Origin of the sequence: Catonella morbi ATCC 51271 (assembly GCF_000160035.2) — a bacterium.
In the GTDB taxonomy this organism is placed as follows: Bacteria; Bacillota; Clostridia; order Lachnospirales; family Lachnospiraceae; genus Catonella; species Catonella morbi.
Genome location: NZ_KI535368.1, coordinates 552,196 through 571,835, shown reverse-complemented (window position 1 = coordinate 571,835; position 19,640 = coordinate 552,196). Strand labels below are relative to the sequence as shown.

At 36.8% G+C, this 19,640-nt stretch carries 19 protein-coding genes; 15 read left to right on the top strand and 4 right to left on the bottom strand.

Translation table 11 applies throughout. From position 1 onward, the window contains the following. The first annotated feature begins 42 nt into the window (after nt 1-42). From GCWU000282_RS09605 to GCWU000282_RS09550, 12 genes are all read left to right on the top strand, one after another. The gene (locus GCWU000282_RS09605) at nt 43-1,377 is read left to right on the top strand and encodes a substrate-binding domain-containing protein (RefSeq protein ID WP_035040186.1); all 1,335 of its coding nucleotides are present in this window, start codon (nt 43-45) and stop codon (nt 1,375-1,377) included. Nucleotides 1,378-1,603: 226 nt separating this feature from the next. Next, entirely contained in the window at nt 1,604-3,112 is a 1,509-nt protein-coding gene (locus GCWU000282_RS09600; protein ID WP_035040183.1) for a sugar ABC transporter ATP-binding protein, read from the top strand. 19 nt (nt 3,113-3,131) lie between these two features. Beyond that, a complete protein-coding gene (locus GCWU000282_RS09595; RefSeq protein WP_023354905.1) occupies nt 3,132-4,781 on the top strand; it encodes an ABC transporter permease subunit in 1,650 nt (549 codons plus the stop codon). 291 nt (nt 4,782-5,072) lie between these two features. Beyond that, the gene (locus tag GCWU000282_RS09590; RefSeq protein WP_023354903.1) at nt 5,073-6,572 is read left to right on the top strand and encodes a hypothetical protein; all 1,500 of its coding nucleotides are present in this window, start codon (nt 5,073-5,075) and stop codon (nt 6,570-6,572) included. 42 nt (nt 6,573-6,614) lie between these two features. Continuing rightward, nucleotides 6,615-7,079 carry a GNAT family N-acetyltransferase gene (locus GCWU000282_RS09585; protein WP_023354902.1) on the top strand — a complete coding sequence of 155 codons (465 nt, stop codon included), beginning with the start codon at nt 6,615-6,617 and terminating at the stop codon, nt 7,077-7,079. A 291-nt stretch (nt 7,080-7,370) separates the two neighbouring features. Further along, nucleotides 7,371-8,537: an ATP-binding protein gene (locus GCWU000282_RS09580; protein WP_023354901.1), complete on the top strand. Its 1,167-nt coding sequence runs from the start codon at nt 7,371-7,373 to the stop codon at nt 8,535-8,537. After that, nucleotides 8,534-8,995: a hypothetical protein gene (locus GCWU000282_RS09575; RefSeq protein WP_023354900.1), complete on the top strand. Its 462-nt coding sequence runs from the start codon at nt 8,534-8,536 to the stop codon at nt 8,993-8,995. The genes GCWU000282_RS09580 and GCWU000282_RS09575 overlap by 4 nt, the downstream gene beginning before the upstream one ends. A 66-nt stretch (nt 8,996-9,061) precedes the next feature. Further along, nucleotides 9,062-10,135: a VanZ family protein gene (locus GCWU000282_RS09570; protein WP_023354899.1), complete on the top strand. Its 1,074-nt coding sequence runs from the start codon at nt 9,062-9,064 to the stop codon at nt 10,133-10,135. 105 nt (nt 10,136-10,240) lie between these two features. Further along, on the top strand, nt 10,241-10,615 hold the full coding sequence (locus tag GCWU000282_RS09565) for a hypothetical protein (RefSeq protein ID WP_035040180.1): 375 nt from the start codon (nt 10,241-10,243) through the stop codon (nt 10,613-10,615). Between the two features lie 108 nt (nt 10,616-10,723). After that, complete coding sequence (locus GCWU000282_RS09560) at nt 10,724-11,971, top strand: RNA-binding domain-containing protein (protein WP_023354897.1); 1,248 nt, start codon at nt 10,724-10,726, stop codon at nt 11,969-11,971. A 44-nt stretch (nt 11,972-12,015) separates the two neighbouring features. Then, on the top strand, nt 12,016-12,729 hold the full coding sequence (locus tag GCWU000282_RS09555; RefSeq protein ID WP_023354896.1) for a nitroreductase family protein: 714 nt from the start codon (nt 12,016-12,018) through the stop codon (nt 12,727-12,729). Beyond that, the gene (locus GCWU000282_RS09550; RefSeq protein ID WP_023354895.1) at nt 12,726-13,664 is read left to right on the top strand and encodes a DUF1848 domain-containing protein; all 939 of its coding nucleotides are present in this window, start codon (nt 12,726-12,728) and stop codon (nt 13,662-13,664) included. The genes GCWU000282_RS09555 and GCWU000282_RS09550 overlap by 4 nt, the downstream gene beginning before the upstream one ends. Before the next feature lie 156 nt (nt 13,665-13,820). On the opposite strand, the gene GCWU000282_RS09545 is transcribed toward GCWU000282_RS09550, so the two are convergent. Then, on the bottom strand, nt 13,821-14,252 hold the full coding sequence (locus GCWU000282_RS09545; RefSeq protein WP_023354894.1) for a Dps family protein: 432 nt from the start codon (nt 14,250-14,252) through the stop codon (nt 13,821-13,823). A gap of 274 nt (nt 14,253-14,526) precedes the next feature. On the opposite strand from GCWU000282_RS09545, the gene GCWU000282_RS09540 reads away from it, so the two are divergent. After that, entirely contained in the window at nt 14,527-14,946 is a 420-nt protein-coding gene (locus GCWU000282_RS09540; protein WP_023354893.1) for a hypothetical protein, read from the top strand. A 38-nt stretch (nt 14,947-14,984) separates the two neighbouring features. On the opposite strand, the gene GCWU000282_RS09535 is transcribed toward GCWU000282_RS09540, so the two are convergent. Genes GCWU000282_RS09535 through GCWU000282_RS09525 form a run of 3 tightly spaced genes read right to left on the bottom strand, consistent with a single transcriptional unit; the run spans nt 14,985 to nt 17,683 of the window. Continuing rightward, nucleotides 14,985-15,713: an ATP-binding cassette domain-containing protein gene (locus tag GCWU000282_RS09535; protein WP_023354892.1), complete on the bottom strand. Its 729-nt coding sequence runs from the start codon at nt 15,711-15,713 to the stop codon at nt 14,985-14,987. Next, a complete protein-coding gene (locus tag GCWU000282_RS09530) occupies nt 15,706-17,253 on the bottom strand; it encodes an ABC transporter permease/substrate-binding protein (RefSeq protein WP_023354891.1) in 1,548 nt (515 codons plus the stop codon). Before GCWU000282_RS09530 ends, GCWU000282_RS09535 begins: the two co-directional genes overlap by 8 nt. Further along, nucleotides 17,243-17,683, bottom strand: a complete 441-nt coding sequence (locus tag GCWU000282_RS09525) for a MarR family winged helix-turn-helix transcriptional regulator (protein WP_023354890.1) — start codon at nt 17,681-17,683, stop codon at nt 17,243-17,245. The genes GCWU000282_RS09530 and GCWU000282_RS09525 overlap by 11 nt, the downstream gene beginning before the upstream one ends. Before the next feature lie 222 nt (nt 17,684-17,905). On the opposite strand from GCWU000282_RS09525, the gene GCWU000282_RS09520 reads away from it, so the two are divergent. Both GCWU000282_RS09520 and GCWU000282_RS09515 read left to right on the top strand, forming a co-directional pair. Continuing rightward, nucleotides 17,906-18,274 carry a GntR family transcriptional regulator gene (locus GCWU000282_RS09520; RefSeq protein WP_023354889.1) on the top strand — a complete coding sequence of 123 codons (369 nt, stop codon included), beginning with the start codon at nt 17,906-17,908 and terminating at the stop codon, nt 18,272-18,274. After that, the gene (locus GCWU000282_RS09515) at nt 18,274-19,611 is read left to right on the top strand and encodes a hypothetical protein (RefSeq protein WP_023354888.1); all 1,338 of its coding nucleotides are present in this window, start codon (nt 18,274-18,276) and stop codon (nt 19,609-19,611) included. Before GCWU000282_RS09520 ends, GCWU000282_RS09515 begins: the two co-directional genes overlap by 1 nt. The last annotated feature ends 29 nt before the right edge of the window (nt 19,612-19,640 follow it).

Below are 19,640 nucleotides of genomic sequence, written 5' to 3'. Positions count from 1 at the left end.
TTATTCAGACAGGGTTTATTAAAAAAGGAGGAAATATTTACTATGAAAAAGAGAGCATTATCACTTATGTTAGTTGCTGCTACAGCAATTTCATTATCAGCTTGCGGCGGCGGTTCAAAGCCTGCTTCAAGCACAAAGACTTCAAGTGCTGCAAAGAGCACTACATCAACAGCTTCCGCTTCAAAGACATCATCGGCAGTACAGCCTGCAGGAGAAGTTGAGAATGCAAAGAAGCCTTTAGTATGGTTTAACCGTCAGCCATCTAACAGTACTACTGGTGAGCTTGATATGGCAGCACTTAATTTCAATGAGAATACCTATTATGTAGGTTTCGACGCTATGCAGGGTGCTGAGCTACAGGGTAAGATGATTAAAGATTATATCGAGAAGAATGCAGATAAGATTGACCGTAACGGTGATGGCGTAATCGGATATGTACTTGCTATCGGTGATGTTGGTCACAATGACTCTATTGCACGTACAAGAGGTGTTCGTAGCGCACTTGGAACAGCAGTTGACAAAGATGGTTCTGTTGTAAGTGATCCTGTTGGAACAAATACAGATGGTAAAGCTACAGTAGTTAAAGACGGAGAGCTTGAGGTAGGCGGAAAGAAATATAAGGTTCGTGAGCTTGCTTCTCAGGAAATGAAGACAGCAGCAGGTGCTACCTGGGATGCTCCTACAGCAGGTAATGCAGTTGGTACCTGGTCAGCTTCTTTTGGTGATCAGATAGATATCGTAGCTTCTAACAACGACGGTATGGGTATGGCAATGTTCAATGCCTGGTCAAAAGAGAACAAGGTTCCTACCTTCGGTTATGATGCAAACAGCGATGCGGTTGCAGCTATAGCTGATGGCTACGGCGGAACTATCAGCCAGCATGCAGACGTTCAGGCTTATTTAACACTTCGTGTACTTCGTAATGCGCTTGACGGTGTAGATGTAAATACAGGTATTTCTACTGCTGATGAAGCAGGAAACGTACTTAAAGAGGGTGAGGACTATGTATATAATGCAGAACAGAGATCTTACTATGCATTGAACCTTGCTGTAACTGCTGATAACTACAAGGATTTCCTTGATGCTACAGTTCCTTTTGCTCCTGTTGCTAAGCAGCTTGATGCAGCTAAGAATCCGGAGAAGAAGGTATGGCTCAATATCTACAACTCAGCTGATAACTTCTTAGGTGCTACATATCAGCCACTTCTTCAGAAGTATGACAAGCTCCTTAACCTTAATGTTGAGTACATCGCAGGTGATGGACAGACAGAGTCAAATATCACAAACAGACTTGGTAACCCTGGTGAGTATGATGCATTTGCAATCAACATGGTTAAGACAGATAATGCAGCTTCTTATACCGCTCTTCTTAAGTAATAATTGTAAGAACAGATATTAAAGTGTGAAAGTATCAGGTGGCGGCTTTTGCCGCCGCCTTTTCTGATTACCGGAAATACCTTTAGGATTTTTGGTAGTTTTTAGAAAGCCCCAGTAAATTTGTTTTTGGGATAACAGTTTTGTACTTTTAATTAAGGTACAAAAGAGGTGAAAGATTTGAAGATGAGAAAAAAGTATTGGAATAAGATATAACAGGGGTATGAATATGGAAGAAAAAAACAATGAGACTATCTTATCGATACGTGGCCTGAGTAAGTCTTTTGGTAGAAACAGGGTTTTACAGCATATTAATTTAGATGTAAAACGCGGCACTGTTATGGGACTTATGGGCGAAAACGGTGCAGGTAAGTCTACAATGATGAAGTGCCTCTTCGGTACTTACCAGAAGGATGATGGAGTAGTTATTTTAGATGGAAAAGAAGTTAATTTTTCAGGACCTAAGGATGCGCTTGAAAATGGAATAGCAATGGTTCATCAGGAACTTAACCAATGTCTGGAAAGAAGTGTGGTAGACAACTTATTTTTAGGCAGATGCCCTGTAAATTCGTTAGGAATAGTAGATGAAGCAAGAATGAGAAAAGAAGCTTCCGAGCTCTTTCGTAAATTAGGTATGACTATAAACCTGACTCAGCCTATGGGTAAAATGTCAGTTTCACAGCGTCAGATGTGTGAAATTGCAAAGGCCATCTCTTATAATTCAAAGGTAATTGTACTTGACGAGCCTACTTCTTCGCTGAATATTCAGGAAGTAAATAAATTGTTTGAAATGATGAGAATGCTTAAAGAAAAGGGTATCGCTCTCATTTACATTTCTCATAAGATGGATGAAATATTTGAAATCTGTGATGAAATTTCTGTACTCAGAGATGGTGACCTCGTTATGACCAAACCATCAAAAGAAACTAATATGAATGAGCTTATTACCGCAATGGTAGGACGAGTTCTTGAGAATCGTTTTCCGCCTGTAGATAATGAGCCGGGAGAACCTATACTTTCTATTAAGAACCTTTCCACAAAGTTTAGGCCTCAGCTTCAGGATATAAGCTTTGATGTAAGAAAAGGTGAGATATTCGGACTTTATGGACTGGTTGGAGCCGGCAGAACAGAGCTTCTTGAAACTATCTTCGGTGTAAGAACCAGAGCTTCGGGAAGGGTTTATTTTAAGGATAAGCTGATGAACTTTAACAGTGCGATAGAGGCTATGGAAAGCGGCTTTGCTATGATTACTGAGGAAAGAAAGGCAAACGGACTGTTCCTAAAGGGAGATTTGACCTTTAATACGACCATAGCTAACCTGAGCCGATATATGTCAGGGGCTGTTCTTTCAGACCGGAAGATGGTTAAGGCAACTGCTAAGGAAATTAAGATAATGCGTACCAAGTGTATGGGACCGGCAGACCTTATTTCCAGTCTTTCCGGAGGAAACCAGCAGAAGGTTATTTTTGGAAAATGGCTTGAGCGTCAGCCACAGGTATTTATGATGGATGAGCCAACCAGAGGTATTGACGTTGGAGCAAAATATGAGATTTATGAGCTTATCATAAAGATGGCTAAAGAGGGTAAAACTGTCATAGTTGTTTCTTCAGAAATGCCGGAAATCTTAGGTATTACTAATCGTATCGGAGTTATGAGTAACGGAAGACTATCAGGTATAGTAAATACCAAAGAAACTAATCAGGAAGAGCTTCTTAGATTAAGTGCAAAATACCTATAAGTGAGGGAGATAAAAGGTTATGAGTAAAATATTAACAGTGGAAGAAGAGAATAAGCTACGTAAGCCTATAGACGATTACGTGGGTAAGATTCAGGAAAAAATCGATGCACTGAGAGTTGACGGTACTGATAAAGTTATCTCTCTCCAAGGCTTGATAGAAAGCATAAAAAGAGACAAAACTCTTTCTACGGATGAGAGAAACAAAGAACTTGCAGAACTCCAGGCAGAGCTTAAACAGGCTGAGATGGTTGAGAATGCCAATAAGGCTCAGATTGCAAAATACATAAGCGAAGCAGAAAGCTATATAGCTGCACATTTTGACAAAGAATACTACAAGCCTTTAGTTGCAAGCTGTAACGAAGCAAAAAAAGAAGCTAAGGATGAATATCGGGCAAAACTTAGCAAGTTGGCAACAGAACACAAGGCAAATCTTACAGGACTGACTGACCATCAGGAAATAAAAGATGAAAACTATGTATATAAAAATCGTCTTTTTGATGCGAAGCTTGAGTATGAGAAGCGCATTCAGGATATAAAGGATAGAAAGATGGAGGCTTTCAGTCATAAGTACCATCTTATTGATTTACTTAGAATGTCTAAGTTTACCTTTATGCAGAATCATAAGATTAAGGTAGAGAATTATAAGTACAGTTTCAGTATTAAGAAATATCTTTTGCAGAATGGTCTGTACATCGCAATTATCCTGATATTCATAGGACTTAGTATAATTACGCCTATGTTAAAGGGACCACAGACACACCTGCTTACTTACAACAACGTACTTAACGTATTACAACAGGCATCTCCAAAGATGTTCCTTGCCCTCGGTGTTGCGGGACTCATTCTTCTTACAGGTACCGACCTTTCTATCGGTCGTATGATAGGTATGGGTATGACGGTAGCGACTATAATCATGCACCAGGGTGTAAATACAGGTCAGGTATTTGGACACGCATTCGACTTTACAGGGCTTCCTGTAGTAGCAAGAGTTGTACTTGCCTTAGTTGTTTGTATAATACTTTGTACCTTCTTCACATCCATAGCAGGTTTCTTTACTGCTAAATTTAAGATGCATCCGTTCATTTCTACAATGGCGAACATGCTTGTTATCTTCGGTTTAGCTACTTATGCTACAAAGGGTGTGTCATTTGGTGCTATTGAGTCAAATATTCCTGACATAATAATTCCTAAGCTTAACGGCTTCCCAACCATTATTCTTTGGGCAGTTGCAGCGATTGCCGTAGTTTGGTTTATATGGAACAAGACTCCGTTTGGAAAGAATCTTTACGCTGTAGGCGGTAACCCTGAGGCGGCTTCTGCATCCGGTATTTCCGTATTTGCAGTTACCTTGGGAGCATTTATACTTGCAGGTATTCTTTACGGTTTCGGTGCCTGGCTTGAGTGTGCAAGAATGGTTGGTTCAGGCTCAGCGGCTTATGGTCAGGGCTGGGAAATGGATGCTATTGCAGCCTGCGTGGTTGGTGGTATTTCCTTTACCGGTGGTATCGGTAAGATTTCAGGTGTAGTTGTGGGTGTACTTATCTTTACAGCACTTACTTACTCACTTACCATCCTTGGTATAGACACAAACTTACAGTTCGTATTTGAAGGTATCATCATACTTGTAGCGGTAACTCTTGACTGCTTAAAGTATGTACAAAAGAAGTAAATAAAAAATATTAGTTTAAGCCTCCGGTATTTTGCCGGGGGCTTTCCTTAACGAAAAATATAGTAAATAATTTGCATATAAAGATATAATATTGAAGAAATCCACGCAGGATGATACTATAGTAATAAGGCATTTTCATATTTCAGAACTGTTACTCCCAATGTTTACATATCAAAAGAAAGGTATACGGTTGATTGATTTTGAAGAGTTTGATTATACAAAGGTGTAAATGGAGATAATAAAATAACAGAAGAAAATTTATCATATAACAAATATAATAGGAGAGTACTGATGATGCAAGCAAAAGCAGGAGATGTGTACTGTGTTTATAATAGGTATCTGAAAAAATATACAGCTTGTCAGATAACAAAGATAGAAGAAGATGGTGGGAAGCTAAAGGCTGTGATTCTTTCGTTAGACTGGACAGGAGAACAGCCGCTTAAAGAGGAGAAATTATCTTCAATAAAGCCGCTTTATAAAGATTTTATGTACTGGAATAAGGATTTACATCTACATAATGTTGATGTAACAGTGCCGGCAAATTATATTTTTATAGGAAATGTTACTTCTCTTACAGATGAAAGTACAAACTCATACACCATGGGATGGGGAAACGGTTATGAAGTCTACAGACAGCTTAAATGGCAGGAAATACCTAAAGAACAAAGAGATGCATTTAAGGCGGCTGATAAAAGCAAGGAAAAGGTAATATTTGCAGGAGAGGAAAGCAGTGTTTCCAGACATAATTTGAATGATGAATGGAGGCCTTTTGAAGATACGATGGAATTAAAGGTCTTTCCTTGTTTATCTGACCTGACCTTAAAGAAATGGCATGAAAATTTATATGAATATTTGCGGACTTCTCCTTTTTTGGCTACATTGCTACTTAATAATCATAAACAAACGAAACCGGATTTTTCAGACACACATTTACATAAACTTTCCATTGATATGACAGGGGTGAAAGAGCTTGTCTTAAATGATGATTTGGAGGAACTTATTTTATTAGGTGAGGTAATGGAAGGCTGTAAAATACAGACTAAAGAGAATGGGACTAACCTGCGTTTGCAAGCTTCTAAACCTCTCCCTAAGTTATGTGGACTGAAAGATTTAGGGAAATTGCATTTTACCGATATAGAAGAACTTGATTTAGGGGAGATTTTAGGCGAATATCCGAACCTTAGGGAATTAAGATTATGGGGGAAACCGGGCAATCTTGTTAATTTTGATAAGCTCTCGGAGTTTAATAAGTTAGAAGTTTTTACAACTATGGATTTATTCGGTTTTACCGCAGAGGATATTCCAAAGCCTGAGAGCCTGCCTGAACTGCGTATGTTCTGGATGACAAGCCTGCCTGAGGATGCAGCGAAAATCACAAAAAAACTCTATAAAAAACGTAAAGAAGAAGGCCTTGACCTTTGGATTACCAAGCCAAGAAAACCTGAATGGTTGGCACAGAATCTGGATAATCCGTTTCGTTCATGGGACGGGCAGGAAAACATTTCTGCTGCTAATGCAAAGAAAGCGGCTGCCTTATATAGAAAGACCAGAGCTGAGGTAGTAAAGCTTATAGAAAGTTCATCGGCTGAAATTACGAAAAATGTCGAAGCCTTGGTGAGAGCATATACAGAGGGCTTTAATAAGATGGATAAAGGCAAATATTTCATTGAGACAGTTGAGAGAGAGGATATTTACACCGCCCTGTCTGAAATTTTAGACCTGATTCCGGATGAATTAGGGGTTGATAAGAACAGGATGATTGATATATTTGACGAGGTAAAGGATTTTTAAGATGTATTGTCACTGCAAATAATGTAAGAGAGTTTAAAATATATGAGGATAGAAACAAAAAGATTTATAATAAGAAAAATGAAAGAGTCTGATGCTGAGGCACTGTTTGCTATGTTTTCCGATGCAGAGACAATGAGGTTTATAGAGCCTGTGTTTACCTTTGAAAAGACAAAGAAATTTATAAAAGAAGCAGGCTTATGCGAAGAACCTCTGGTATGGGCATTGGAAGAAAAGAAGACAGGCAGGGTGATTGGACAAATAATATTTCATAAGTATGATGATAAGCGTTATGAAATAGGCTGGATAATAAATAAAGCTTATTGGCACTTAGGTATAGCGGATGAAGTTACAAAGGCTCTTATTGATTTTGCTAACGAAAACAATATAAACGGGCTGATTATTGAGTGTGCGGGAGCACAGGAGATAACAAAGCATATTGCAAAAAAGAATGGGTTTAATATGATTTCGGAGGGAGGGCTTTCCATATTTGAAAAGTTTTGCAACTGAGGGTTGACATACTTAGCGGAGTTTTCTGCATAGTATAGTAGGATAAACAGCTTTCGGTCTGTGACTATGGGGTGGTATTACCAAACATCTGCAAAATATCGTAATTTCAAACCTGTGGTTTGATTACGATATTTCACAAGATGTTTCGTCAATAATTTGGGATAAATATTAAACTTTGGATTTTTACAACATGAAACTTTAGATTTTTACATATATTGACTTTAGATTTTACGCATGCTAAACTTTAGATTATTACAAAAATAATTGTTTAGTTTCAGCAAGGGAGAAAAAATGATTAGTAGAAAAGCAGAAAAATCCCTAATCAGACTGGCATCACAGTTTCCGGTTGTTGGGATAACAGGGCCAAGGCAAAGCGGAAAGTCAACTCTGGCGAAAACTGTTTTTTCAAATAAAAAATATGTCACTTTTGATGATATTACTATGCGTAAGATGGCTGAATCAAATCCAAATGACTTTATTATGGCATTTTCGGAGGGAGCCGTTATTGATGAGGCACAAAAAGTACCTGAGATTTTTGATGCAATAAAATTGCAGGTAGATAAGGAAAAGAGTGAGCCCGGAAAGTTTATACTGACAGGCTCAAGTCAGTTTAGGCTTAAAGAAAACATAACTGACAGTTTAGCGGGAAGAGCGGCATTTTTGAAGTTACTTCCATTTTCGATTAATGAGCTAAAGACTGCAGGGATTCTACCGGATAACCCATATGAGGTTATTTTTTCGGGGCAATATCCGCCACTTTATGATGAAGATAGAAATTTTATCAGAGAAGATTGGTATGAAAATTATATAGATACCTACCTGGATTTGGATGTAAGAGATCAGATTAACACCGGTAATGTGGCTTTGTTTAGAAAGTTTGTTCAAATCTGTGCAATACATAGTGGACAGATGTTGTCTATGGACGGTATTGCAAGAGATGTTGGGGTTTCTGCACCAACAGTAAAAAGCTGGCTTTCTATTTTGGAAGCATCTTTTATTATTCATTTTCTTGAACCAAATACCAACAATCTTGGGAAAAGTATCGTGAAAACACCCAAATTATACTTTGTTGATTCGGGGCTTATGTGCCATCTTCTGAGGTTGGCTTCAAAAGAGGATTTGCTTCTTAGCAGGTACAAGGGAGCTGCGGTAGAGACATTTGCTGTTGCAGAAATGCTTAAACACCGCTTGAATCAGGCGAAAAAACCAAATTTAACATTTTTTAGAGACAATAGAGGTTTTGAGGTGGACACGATTGCAGATTGGGACAACACCTTTGCGATTGAGATAAAAAGTTCAATTTCTCCGGAACCAAAACTGTCTGCAAACACCAAAAAATATCTGGAGTTACTGGATGATGAAACCGCAAAAAATGTGGTATTTTATTTATCTGATATAAGTATGAATATTGGCGGAACATCGTATGTGAGTTGGAGGGATTGGGAGGATATACTATGAAGAAAACAAAATTAGTTTTACTGACTTTGGTTCCTATAGTTATCGGATGGCTGATAAACCGCTTAATTATGACTCCTATAATCGGAATGTTATTATTTTATGTGCTTCCTCTTGGAGTGATGATTTTTTGGTTTTGGCTTGGCAAACAATATGCCAAAACGGACTGGAGCTTTGTGGTATCAATAATTATCAGCAGTACAACGGGGCTTATTTCTCTTGCTTTATATATTTGGCAGTTTCTGTTTGAAACAGATGGAACAAGGGATATTTTTATTGCAGGATTATCACAGATGTATAGTGCAGCTACTCCGATTTATTTGTTTGGCTGGTTAGCAAACCTGTTTGAATCTCAGCCTAATTACATTGGAAGAGCAACATTCCTTGCTGTACAGGCTATTTCTGTTGTGATTCTTCTTGCTGTTTTTATTTGTGGATATATCAAAGGCAAGAAAAGGTGAAAAATATATAATAGCATCTTCCGTTCTGCTACAGAAGGTGTATTTTCGTGAAATGAAGGAGAACTAATGGGATATATAAATTCTATCAAAGCTGCAATGCTGTTTTTTCCGGTTTTGGCATTACTTATTACATTGCCATACATGATTATTAACTATAGAAAATATGGTTCTGTAAATAAATTACGTACCTTGATTTTATATTCATTTATTTTGTATTTACTAACAATCTATTTATTGGTTATTTTACCGCTGCCGGATGCAGACAGTATCCACTGCGACTATGAGGAAATGTTGAATTTGGTTCCGTTTTCATTTGTTATGGATTTTATAAAAGAAAATCCGCTAAATATATCTACGCCTGCAACTTGGCTTATGGCATTGAAGCATCCTACCTTTTATGTACCTGCTTTCAATGTATTGATGTTAATTCCGTTTGGAATGTACTTACGCTACTATTTTAAATGCAGCTTTAAGAAGACAATGCTTTTGACTGCTCTCTTAAGCTTATTCTTTGAGTTAACTCAATTGTCAGGTCTCTACTTCATATATCCCGGTCCGTATCGGTTATGTGATATAGACGATATTATTCAAAATACGACAGGAGGCTGTGTCGGATACGCTCTTGGCAGGATTGTAATGTGGCTGCTTCCGTCCAGAGAGGAAATTGACGAGAAATCTTTAGAAGCAGGTACCCGGGTTTCCGGAATTCGTATTTGCCTATCGCTTATTATTGATACTGTGATTGTTTATATTCCGTATATCATATCAAGAACATCACTTCCGTTTTCGCTGTTTTTAGCCATATACTTTAGCTTAATACCTTTATTGAATGGCAAAACATTAGGCAGTGCTTTACTAAAGTTTGGCCTGGTATTTGAAAATGCAAGGTGGATTCGTACAATTTTAAGAGGATTATTACTAACAGAATACTTTTGTTTGCTTCCTTTAGGGCTGTTGTATCTCATGAATGAGTTAAACAAAGGCGCAGATTCTCTATTCTTCCTATGTTTATTAGCAGTTACTTTTTTTGCCTTGATATTGTTTGCGATATTTACAATTGCATCAGTGCTGTTAAGTAAGCGTTTTTTATTTGATCGTTTATCCGGCGCAGGATATATAAGTACGGTTCAGGATAAGTAACCGGATTAAATGAAAAAATGCACAATTACACAATAGTAAGCGGATTGTTAAAAGAATAATATAACTTCCGGTTTTGGTAAGTAAAAAATTAAACAGGAGGTATCGATGTCTGTTACATATTTTATTTCTATGAATGGTGAAGAGAAATATGACTTTGATACAGTAAAATTTAACGGAGATATTGAGGAAAGATATCCCGGTGTTACTGCTGAAGTTCGCGGCGGATTGTATGATATTCGATGGGAAAATTATTCGGGTAAATATCAGTTTGAATTAAGCATGCATAAAAGCAGGTGTACATTTGCAATAGATTATTTTAATTCGAGTGATAGATTACAAGACTTTGCAAAATTTATTATATGGCTTAGGGCTTATTTTCCTAAGGATAAGGAAGTAATTTTATGTAATGAGGATTATAGTGCTTCACTGGTATTAATAGGCGATGTATCTGTAAATGATATAAAAAAGCGATTGGAGTAATTGGCTGATTTACGATTTATAACGGCTATAAATTCGGTCGTAAATTTTTACGATTGAAAATACGATTGAATTAAGTTAAAATATAATCGTAAATATTGGAGGTCAGTTATGAAAGAAACAAAGAAATTAGAATTTAAATCAGATATAACCAATACTTTTTTAAAAACAGTCAGTGCTTTTGCAAATTATGAAGGTGGGCAGATTAGATTTGGTGTAGCTGATGATGGCAAAGTGATAGGACTTAAAAATCCGGTACAGTCCTGTCTTGATATAGAAAATAAAATTAATGATACAATTCGCCCACAACCACAGTATGAACTGGTGGTTCAGGAGTCTGATAAAACTGTAATTCTTACAGTAGAAGCAGGCCGGAATAAGCCATATACATATAAGTCTAAGGCATATAGGAGAAATGACACAGCTACTATTGAAGTTGATGAATTGGAACTGACCAGACTGATTTTACAGGGGAAAAATATAAATTATGAGGAATTGCCTGCAGATAACCAGGAACTTTCTTTTAAAATATTGGAGAAAAGAGCAAAACAGGAAATAGGTATTAAATCACTGAATAAGGATGTTCTTAAAACTTTGAATTTATACAGTGATTCAGATGGATATAAACAGGCAGCAGCATTGTTGGCGGATGAAAATGAATTTCCGGGAATTGATATAGCCAGATTTGGCGAGAGCATAAGCATAATATTGAAACGCGTAACATTTGAACATGAGTCAGTACTGGAAGAGTTGGAAAAAGCAGTCCGTATATATAGGGATTATTATCAGTATGAAGAGATTCAGGGAATAGAGAGAAAAAAGGCAGAAAAAATTCCGGAAAAAGCTTTCAGAGAAACAATTGCTAATGCATTAATACATAGAACATGGGATGTAAACGCACATATTAGAGTAATGATGTTTGATGACAGAATTGAAATATCATCTCCGGGAGGCTTACCTACCGGCATTTCAGAAGAGGAATACCTTAAAGGAAATGTATTTGTATTAAGGAATCCTATTTTAGGCAATGTATTTTATCGCCTTCATATTGTAGAAATATTAGGAACCGGAATTGTGAGAATACAGGAAGCTTATAAATATAGTGACAAAAAGCCTGTATTTGAGATATTTGACAATTCAATAAAGGTTATATTACCGGTTATTGGTAATTCAGACCTTACTGAGGATGAAAAGGTAGTATATGAAGTGCTTAGTAAAACAATGCCTAAATCAATCAGTGAAATTACAGATATGACACCATTTGGCAAATCAAAGGTAACCACCTTACTAAAGAACTTAATAAGAAAAAATTATATTTCAGTAACGGGAAATGGCAGGGGAACTAAATATAAGCTGTAAAAATGTGATACAACTAATCCAAAATTAAACAGGAGGGAAAGTCTATGCGTAAAGCTGTAGAAGAAAGAATTTCAAGAAGAACCTTTACAGGAGAAGCATTTACACCTGAAGAAATAGCACATATAGAAGATTTAGTAAAGAAATTAAACGAGGACTCGGGGCTTGAGGCAGAGCTTGTGGAAGATGCAAGGTCAGCATTTTCAAATGTAAAATTTACCTATGGATTTTTTAAGAATGTAAGGTCTGTTATCATACTTAAAGGACGGACAGAATCTGAGAATTTTAGAGAAAAGGTAGGATATTATGGTGAAAGGATAATGTTAGACCTTGTGGATATGGGCTTTGGAACCTGTTGGGTAGGAGGAACATTTGACAGAAGCGTGTTTACCCTGCCTGAAGGAGTGTCAATTCCTGATGTAATTGTGGTTGGCAAAGTTGAAAAACTAGGTATTAAGGAAAAACTGATGAAGATAGGCTTTCATGACAAGAAAAAGTCTGTGAAGGATAGAATTACTACAACTGTAGAATTGCCTGACTGGGTAAAAAACGGAATGGAAGCTGTAAGAATGGCTCCAAGTGCCAAGAATACTCAGAAACCACATTTTTATTTTGAAAACGGCAAAGTAAGGGCGGAGGTTACAGATGAATATATTCAGGATATGGTAGACCTCGGAATCGCCAAGTTTAATTTTGAAGCAGGTGCTGAAAACGGCGGACATTTTGAATTTGGCAATGGTGGAGAGTATATACTAAAATGATACTCCAAACAGGTCAGCGCACCGATATCCCCGCATTCTACAGTGAGTGGTTTGTAAACAGGGTGAAAGAGGGCTATGTGCTTGTAAGAAACCCTTACAATCCGCAGGCGGTTACCAGATATAACATAAATCCTGATGTAGTAGACTTGATTGCATTTTGTACCAAAAACCCTCTGCCTATGCTTGATAAAATGGATATATTAAATCCGTTCGGGCAGTACTGGTTTGTGACCATAACCCCTTACGGCAGGGATATAGAGCCTGCAGTTCCCGATAAAATGAAGGTAATGGAAGGATTTAAGAAGCTTTCTGATAGGCTTGGAAGTAATTGTATGGGCTGGCGTTATGATCCGATTTTCATTTCGGAGGAATACAGTACAGACAGACATATATATGAATTTGAGATCATGGCAAAGGAGCTTTCGGGCTACACCGGAACCTGTGTAATAAGTTTCATAGACTTATTTGAAAAGGTGAAAAAGAATTTCCCCGAAGCTAAAGCTGTGACAAAGGCGGACCGAGAAAAGCTTGGAAGGGCTTTTACAGATATAGGAAGAAAATACGGTTTTATTATAAAGCCTTGTGCGGAAGGCGATGAATTAAGTAAATACGGAGCAGACTGCAGCGGTTGTGCCACTCTTAAAACCTTTGAAACAGCACTCGGTGCAAGGCTTGATGCCCCTAAGCTGAAACCGGGCAGGAAAGAATGTGCCTGCCTTATCACGGCAGATATAGGAGCCTATAACAGTTGTGGACATGGGTGTAAATATTGCTACGCAAATTTCAGTGATGATACGGTAAGAAGAAATATGGCCATGCATGACAAAAACTCACCGTTTCTGATAGGAAGGAGTTTAGAGGGGGATGTAATCCATCAGGCAGACCAAAGAAAATGGAGAGTAGAGCAGATGAGTATATTTGATTTTATAAAATAGACAGGTGATAAAAGCGAAAAAGGGCGGTCGCATTGAGAATTAGATACACAAAATACAGTGATAATTTAATGACAAATTTGCTATATCTTGTTGTATTTTTACTTAATGCGACAGCCCATTTTATTAAACCTGAAATAATTCCAAATTAGGAATAAATCATGCCAAAGTACTCCTCAGCATCCAAAGAATTTTTGCATATTCCTCAAGGAAACCATCCATTTTTGCACTTACTAGAGTATCATTTTCAGCATCAGCCTTTTCTTTAAGAAGTCTTGCACAAGCGTGAAGTGTTTCAAAGTCTGCAAGTACATCACTAAATACAGCGTGCATATCCTGAACAAAATCACCTGCAGGATCTTTAATTGTTGCCAATTCAGCAAAGCCCTTCATAGTAGAAACAGGTTTTTTGCCATCCATAAGCATAAGTTCAGCAAGCTCGTCTATCTGTCCGTTAATAAAGTTATAATACTCTTCGAGTTTAGCATGTGCCTGAAAGAAGGTCTTTCCCTGTACATACCAGTGATAGCTCTGTAGTTTGTGATAAAAATGTACTAAATTTGATAAGTAAATGTTCATTGTCTTTTCCATAATAAAACTCTCCTTTCAATTTGTGATATTTTTTACAACTAGATAGTAGCATATAACAAAAATAAAATCAAGCACAATTTAATTTTGCGGACTTAGAAATTTTACAGAATAATTTCTTTTTGTTACAATTTTAATGTAATGATACAAGTGTAAAAAGTATAAAAATTCTGTGCAAGCTTGCTTGCAAAAGAATTTATTACCTTTTGACACCCACATCATGTAATATTGAAGGTATAAAAATATGGGTTGAATAATTTACGAGGAGTAATCATACATGAAAGAAATAATACTTAAAAGAATAAAGCATCTAAGTATCCAGCTAATTATTTTTGGAATAACATATCTTATATCGATAAGGCTTAAAGATATCTACTTCTTTGGTTGGCTGACACATAATAAGTTTGCCTATATCTGGGTTGCTATAATTTTATTTACAATGTTTGGCGGGACTTTGTATTCCTATGCTATCACAATCGGTAATGTAATCGGTATATTGATAGGACAGTTTTTGGGGGAGTATCTGTTAAATGCAGCTAAAGCAAAGATAACGCCTGAAATGGATGCTGCTGAGAGAGGATATCTTAGCAATAGTTATTATCATGTATTTATTTGGCTTAGTTTTATTATCGTGGTAGTCTTGCTTGTTTTTATAAATAAGCTGATAAGTAAGAGAATAGGCAGATTAAAAGAATAAATAAAAGTGGGTGCTGTTTTTGGCACCCACTTTCTGTATCATCTAGTCATATCTATCAGTTTCTTTACAAAATCTCCCTCAGGATTATTCCTTACCTCATCGGTTGTTCCGTACTGCTGTATCTTGCCTTCATCCATTACCAAAATATGAGTTCCAAGCTTAAAAGCTTCCTGAATATCATGCGTAATGAAAACTATGGTACAATTTGTAGCCTTATGGATTTCTTTTAAATCCTTTTGCAACTGATATCTTGTGATAGAGTCAACTGCACCGAAAGGCTCGTCCATCAGCAAAATAAGCGGTGAATTGGCATAAGCCCTTGCAAGACCTACTCTTTGCTGCTGTCCGCCTGAGAGTTCGTCAGGGTATTTTCCTTTTACATCAGCAGAAAGCCCCACAAGTTTGAGCATCTTATCGACAATGCCCTCTATAGCCTTATCGTCAGCACCTTCAAGCTTTGGCACATAGCCTATATTTTCGGCAACAGTCATATGCGGAAATAATCCGTTTCCCTGTATGGCATAGCCTATTTTTCTTCTGAGGGAAATAATATCCTCGTCCTTTATATTCTTGCCTGATATAAGAAGCTCACCTTCATCAGGGGTTAATAAGCCGTTAATCATTTTCATCATAGTGGTCTTTCCTGAGCCCGAAGTTCCTACAACACATAGGAAATCACCTTCATTTATCTCAAGATTAAAGTCATGAAGGATAGGAGTGCCGGAATAGGATTTGCATATATTTTTATATTCAATTAACTTAGTCATTTTTTACCTCCGTAAAGCCCTTTTCTTCTAAGAAGCTGATTGCAACATCCTTCGGATTTTCTTTTCCTGTCTCAACCCTGTTGTTTAGCTTTGCCATAGTACCTTCATCTATAAGATTGTTCAGCTTGTCAAGTACAGTATTTAGTTCAGGATGCTTATTAAGTACTTCCTCTCTTACAACCATACCTGCCATATATTTAGGATAGAAGTTAAGGTCATCTTCAAGTACGACTATCCTTTTGTCATTGAGCTGCCCGTCGGTTGTAAATACAGTCATTACATCTAACTTTTTATCAAATAAAGCCTGATACTTAAGTCCGTTATCCATATCTGAATTTTTCTTGAAATTTAGATTATAGACCTTTGACAGAGCATTAAAGCCATCTTCTCTTTCAAAAAAGTCATATTCTGCACCAAAGGTAAAGTCTTTAGCATATTTTACTAAATCACTAAAGGTTTTAATTTTATATTTTTCGGCTAAATCTCTTCTTATACCCAAGCTATAGGTGTTGTTAAAACCGAACATTCCTTTCCATGTGAGCTTATATTCGTCCTGATAAGCTTTATTTAATGTATCAAAATCATCATCGGTGTACGGCTCGTTTCTTTTTAAAACTATCTGCCAGGAAGTACCTGTATATTCGGGATACATATCGAAATCGCCTTTTACTATGGCAGGATGTATATTTGAAGTTCCCCCGCCTACTCCATGAGTTATGTTTACGTTTAGATTTGTGTCACTTTTTATTAGTGCTGCGGTAATCTCTGCCAAGATATAGCCCTCAGAGGTAGGCTTTGAAGCAATATTGACAGTATCAGTTTTGTGACTTTCACGTATTCCTATTACAGAAAAAAATACAACTACAATCAAAACTCCGGCTATAACAGTTTTAGCTCGAAACTTTTTTAATTTGTGGGTAGTAATCAACTTGCCGAATATTCCCAAAATACCGTCTGTTGTTAAGGCAAGCAGGGCAATTAACAGGCTTCCGATAAAAATAAGTACACTATTATTGGTGGTAATACCTCGGTAAATGGCTACTCCGAGTCCGCCCGCACCTACAAAGGATGCTATACCGGCTAGAGCTATAGTCATGGTAACCATGTTTCTTATGGAAACAAAAATTACAGGAAATGCCAAGGGGAGCTTAATTTTATATAGCACTTGAAATTCTTTACTGCCCATGGCTCTGCCGGCTTCGATGATTTTAGGATCAATGGTTGTTATTCCTACATAAGTACTTCTTACTATAGGAAGCAGGGCGTAGATGATAAGGGCAATTATTGCTGTAGTATTGCCAATTCCCGTAAAAGATATTAAAAATCCGAGCAGGGCTATGGAAGGGATGGTATAAACCACATTTACTATAGAGATAACATAGTTTGCAAGTTTAGGTTTCGTGCTTATCCATATACCTACAGATAGACCTATTATTATAGCAATTATAGCAGAAACAAAGGTAATTCCTATGTGCTCAAACAGTAGTTTCAGGTAGAATGCAGAGTTGTCTGTAAATTCCGTTACAAGATTATTTACCATTTTCTTCTTCCTCCAAGTTAGCAATTATTCTTCTTAGATAGTTTTCAAATATTTCTATTTCATAAGGATTAAAGCCGGTATAGAAAATCTCACTCATTTTTTCGGCTGCAACCTGTGATTTATCCTCTAAAGCTTTTCCTTTTGGAGTTAAAAAAATATATTTTTTTCTCTTGTCTTTATCGCAGGGTATCCGGAAAATAAGCCCGGAAGCTTCCATTTTATCAAGCATATTTGTAAGAGTATTGATTGCAAGCCCGGTTTCTGAGGCTATATCTTTGCTGCTGATACCTTCTTTTTTCCAAAGCTGATAGAGGATTTTCCCCTGTTCTCCATTGAACTCATTTAATCCTGACTCCGAAAAAAGTTTATTTAACCGCCTTCCGCTTAAATATTTGATACGCCCTATTAAATATCCGCCTTCTGTTTTCATATATCCTCCAAATAGTTCTATATAGAAATTTATTTTTTTGGAATGATACTATATAGAAGTAATTTTGTCAAGAGGTTCCAAGAATTTTATATCCACAAAGAATAAAAACTCCTGATTATTTAATTGAAGATGAAAAATACGATTGACTTATTTGCATTATATGTTATAATTCAAATAAGATAAATAATTCATAAATAATTTTACTTTGGAAAGGAGGAAGATATGCGTTTAATCTTTGATTTTGAAAGTAAAACCCCTATTTACCAGCAACTGCGTGACCAGATTGTTGTTGGAATAGCGGAGGGGAAGCTTAGTCCGGGGGAAAGGCTCCCGACTATTAGAGCACTTGCAGATGAAAGCGGTATCAATATGATGACTGTGAGCAAGGCATATCAGATGTTAAATAATGAAGGTTATATAGTAACAGACAGGAGGAAGGGAACTCTAATCAGTAATAAGGCTAAAGAGAGTCCTGTTAAAGAAGAAACATTGAAGGAATTAAGAGTAATCATTTCAGAACTCCAGCTTTCAGAGCTGTCCTTAGATGAAGTGCTTACCCTTTGCAAGGAATACTATAAGGAGGGATTGTAATGTTTTATAAAATACTTATGTGGGCGAGTATATGTTGGATTGCTCCTCTTATGGGATATTTACTTATAAATAATGCAAAGTTTAAGAAAAATATAGCAGTCGGTGTAACATTTATGGAGGAAGGAAAGCGTGATGCAGATGTAATCTCAAGGCTTAATAAATATAAAAAGCAGGTAAAAATCCTGACTTTACTCTTCTTGCTCGCAATTATTCCGGGAATTTTTATATCAAAACTTTGGATATTGCTTACCTACTGGCTTGTGTGGACAGACCTTGTTATTTTTCTATATGCAATACCTTTTTATCTTTGTAACAGAGACTTAAAAAAGATTAAAAGAGAAAAAGGCTGGGTATATAATGCAACAGGTAGCATATCTGTTGATACTGCAACCATTCCCCAGTTTAAACAGCTTTCTCCGTTTCTTTTTATAATTCCATGTATTTTAAGTTTACTGCCTTTGATTTGGGATAAAACCTTTTATATGCTGTATATTGTTTCGGGATTAACTATAATTATATTTTGGTTTATGTATCGCTATCTTTATAGAAACCGCTCAGAAACGGTAAATGAAGAAAAAGATCTGACGAGAGTACTGACTCAGATCAGGCATTATAACTGGTCTAAAATCTGGTTTATTGCATCCTGGATGACAGCAGTATTAAGCTATTCAGGACTACTTTTTATAAATAATCAGGTTCTTGCATTGGTTCTTGTGCTGGGACTTTCTACGGCAATTTGCATAGAAGCTGTGGCAATTGAAATAAAGATTAGGAAGATGCAGGAGAAGCTTACAAAAGGAAGCGGAATCGGGGCAATTGTAGATGAGGATGATAAATGGATTGGAGGAATGATATATTACAATCCTAATGACAGCAAGCTTATTGTAAATGAGAGGGTAGGAATGAATACTACAATGAATCTTGCCCGCACATCAGGCAAGGTAATAATGGGATTTATACTGATTTTTACTTTGGCTCTGCCGTTTATAGGTCCCGCACTTCATATTTATTATGAACAACCTATCAAAATACAGGTAAGCAAAGAGGAAATAACTGCAAGTCAGGGAATTACAGAATATAATATTAAGTTCTCAGAAATTGAAAATATTGAACTGATAAATGAGCTTCCAAACGATTTGGTAAGAGTATACGGTACAGCCTTTGAGGATATTTTAAAAGGTAACTTTAGGAGCGGAAAAGAGAATATGATACTGCTCGTAAGACCGGATAACAAGCCTTTTATAAAGATAACTGAGAAGGGTGGAAAAGTATTTTTGCTTGGTTTTGAAGGTGATGTCGAAAGGAAATTTAAGGAGATGAAGGGAAAACTACAATAACCCCTATAGACTATATATTCTATCTATGT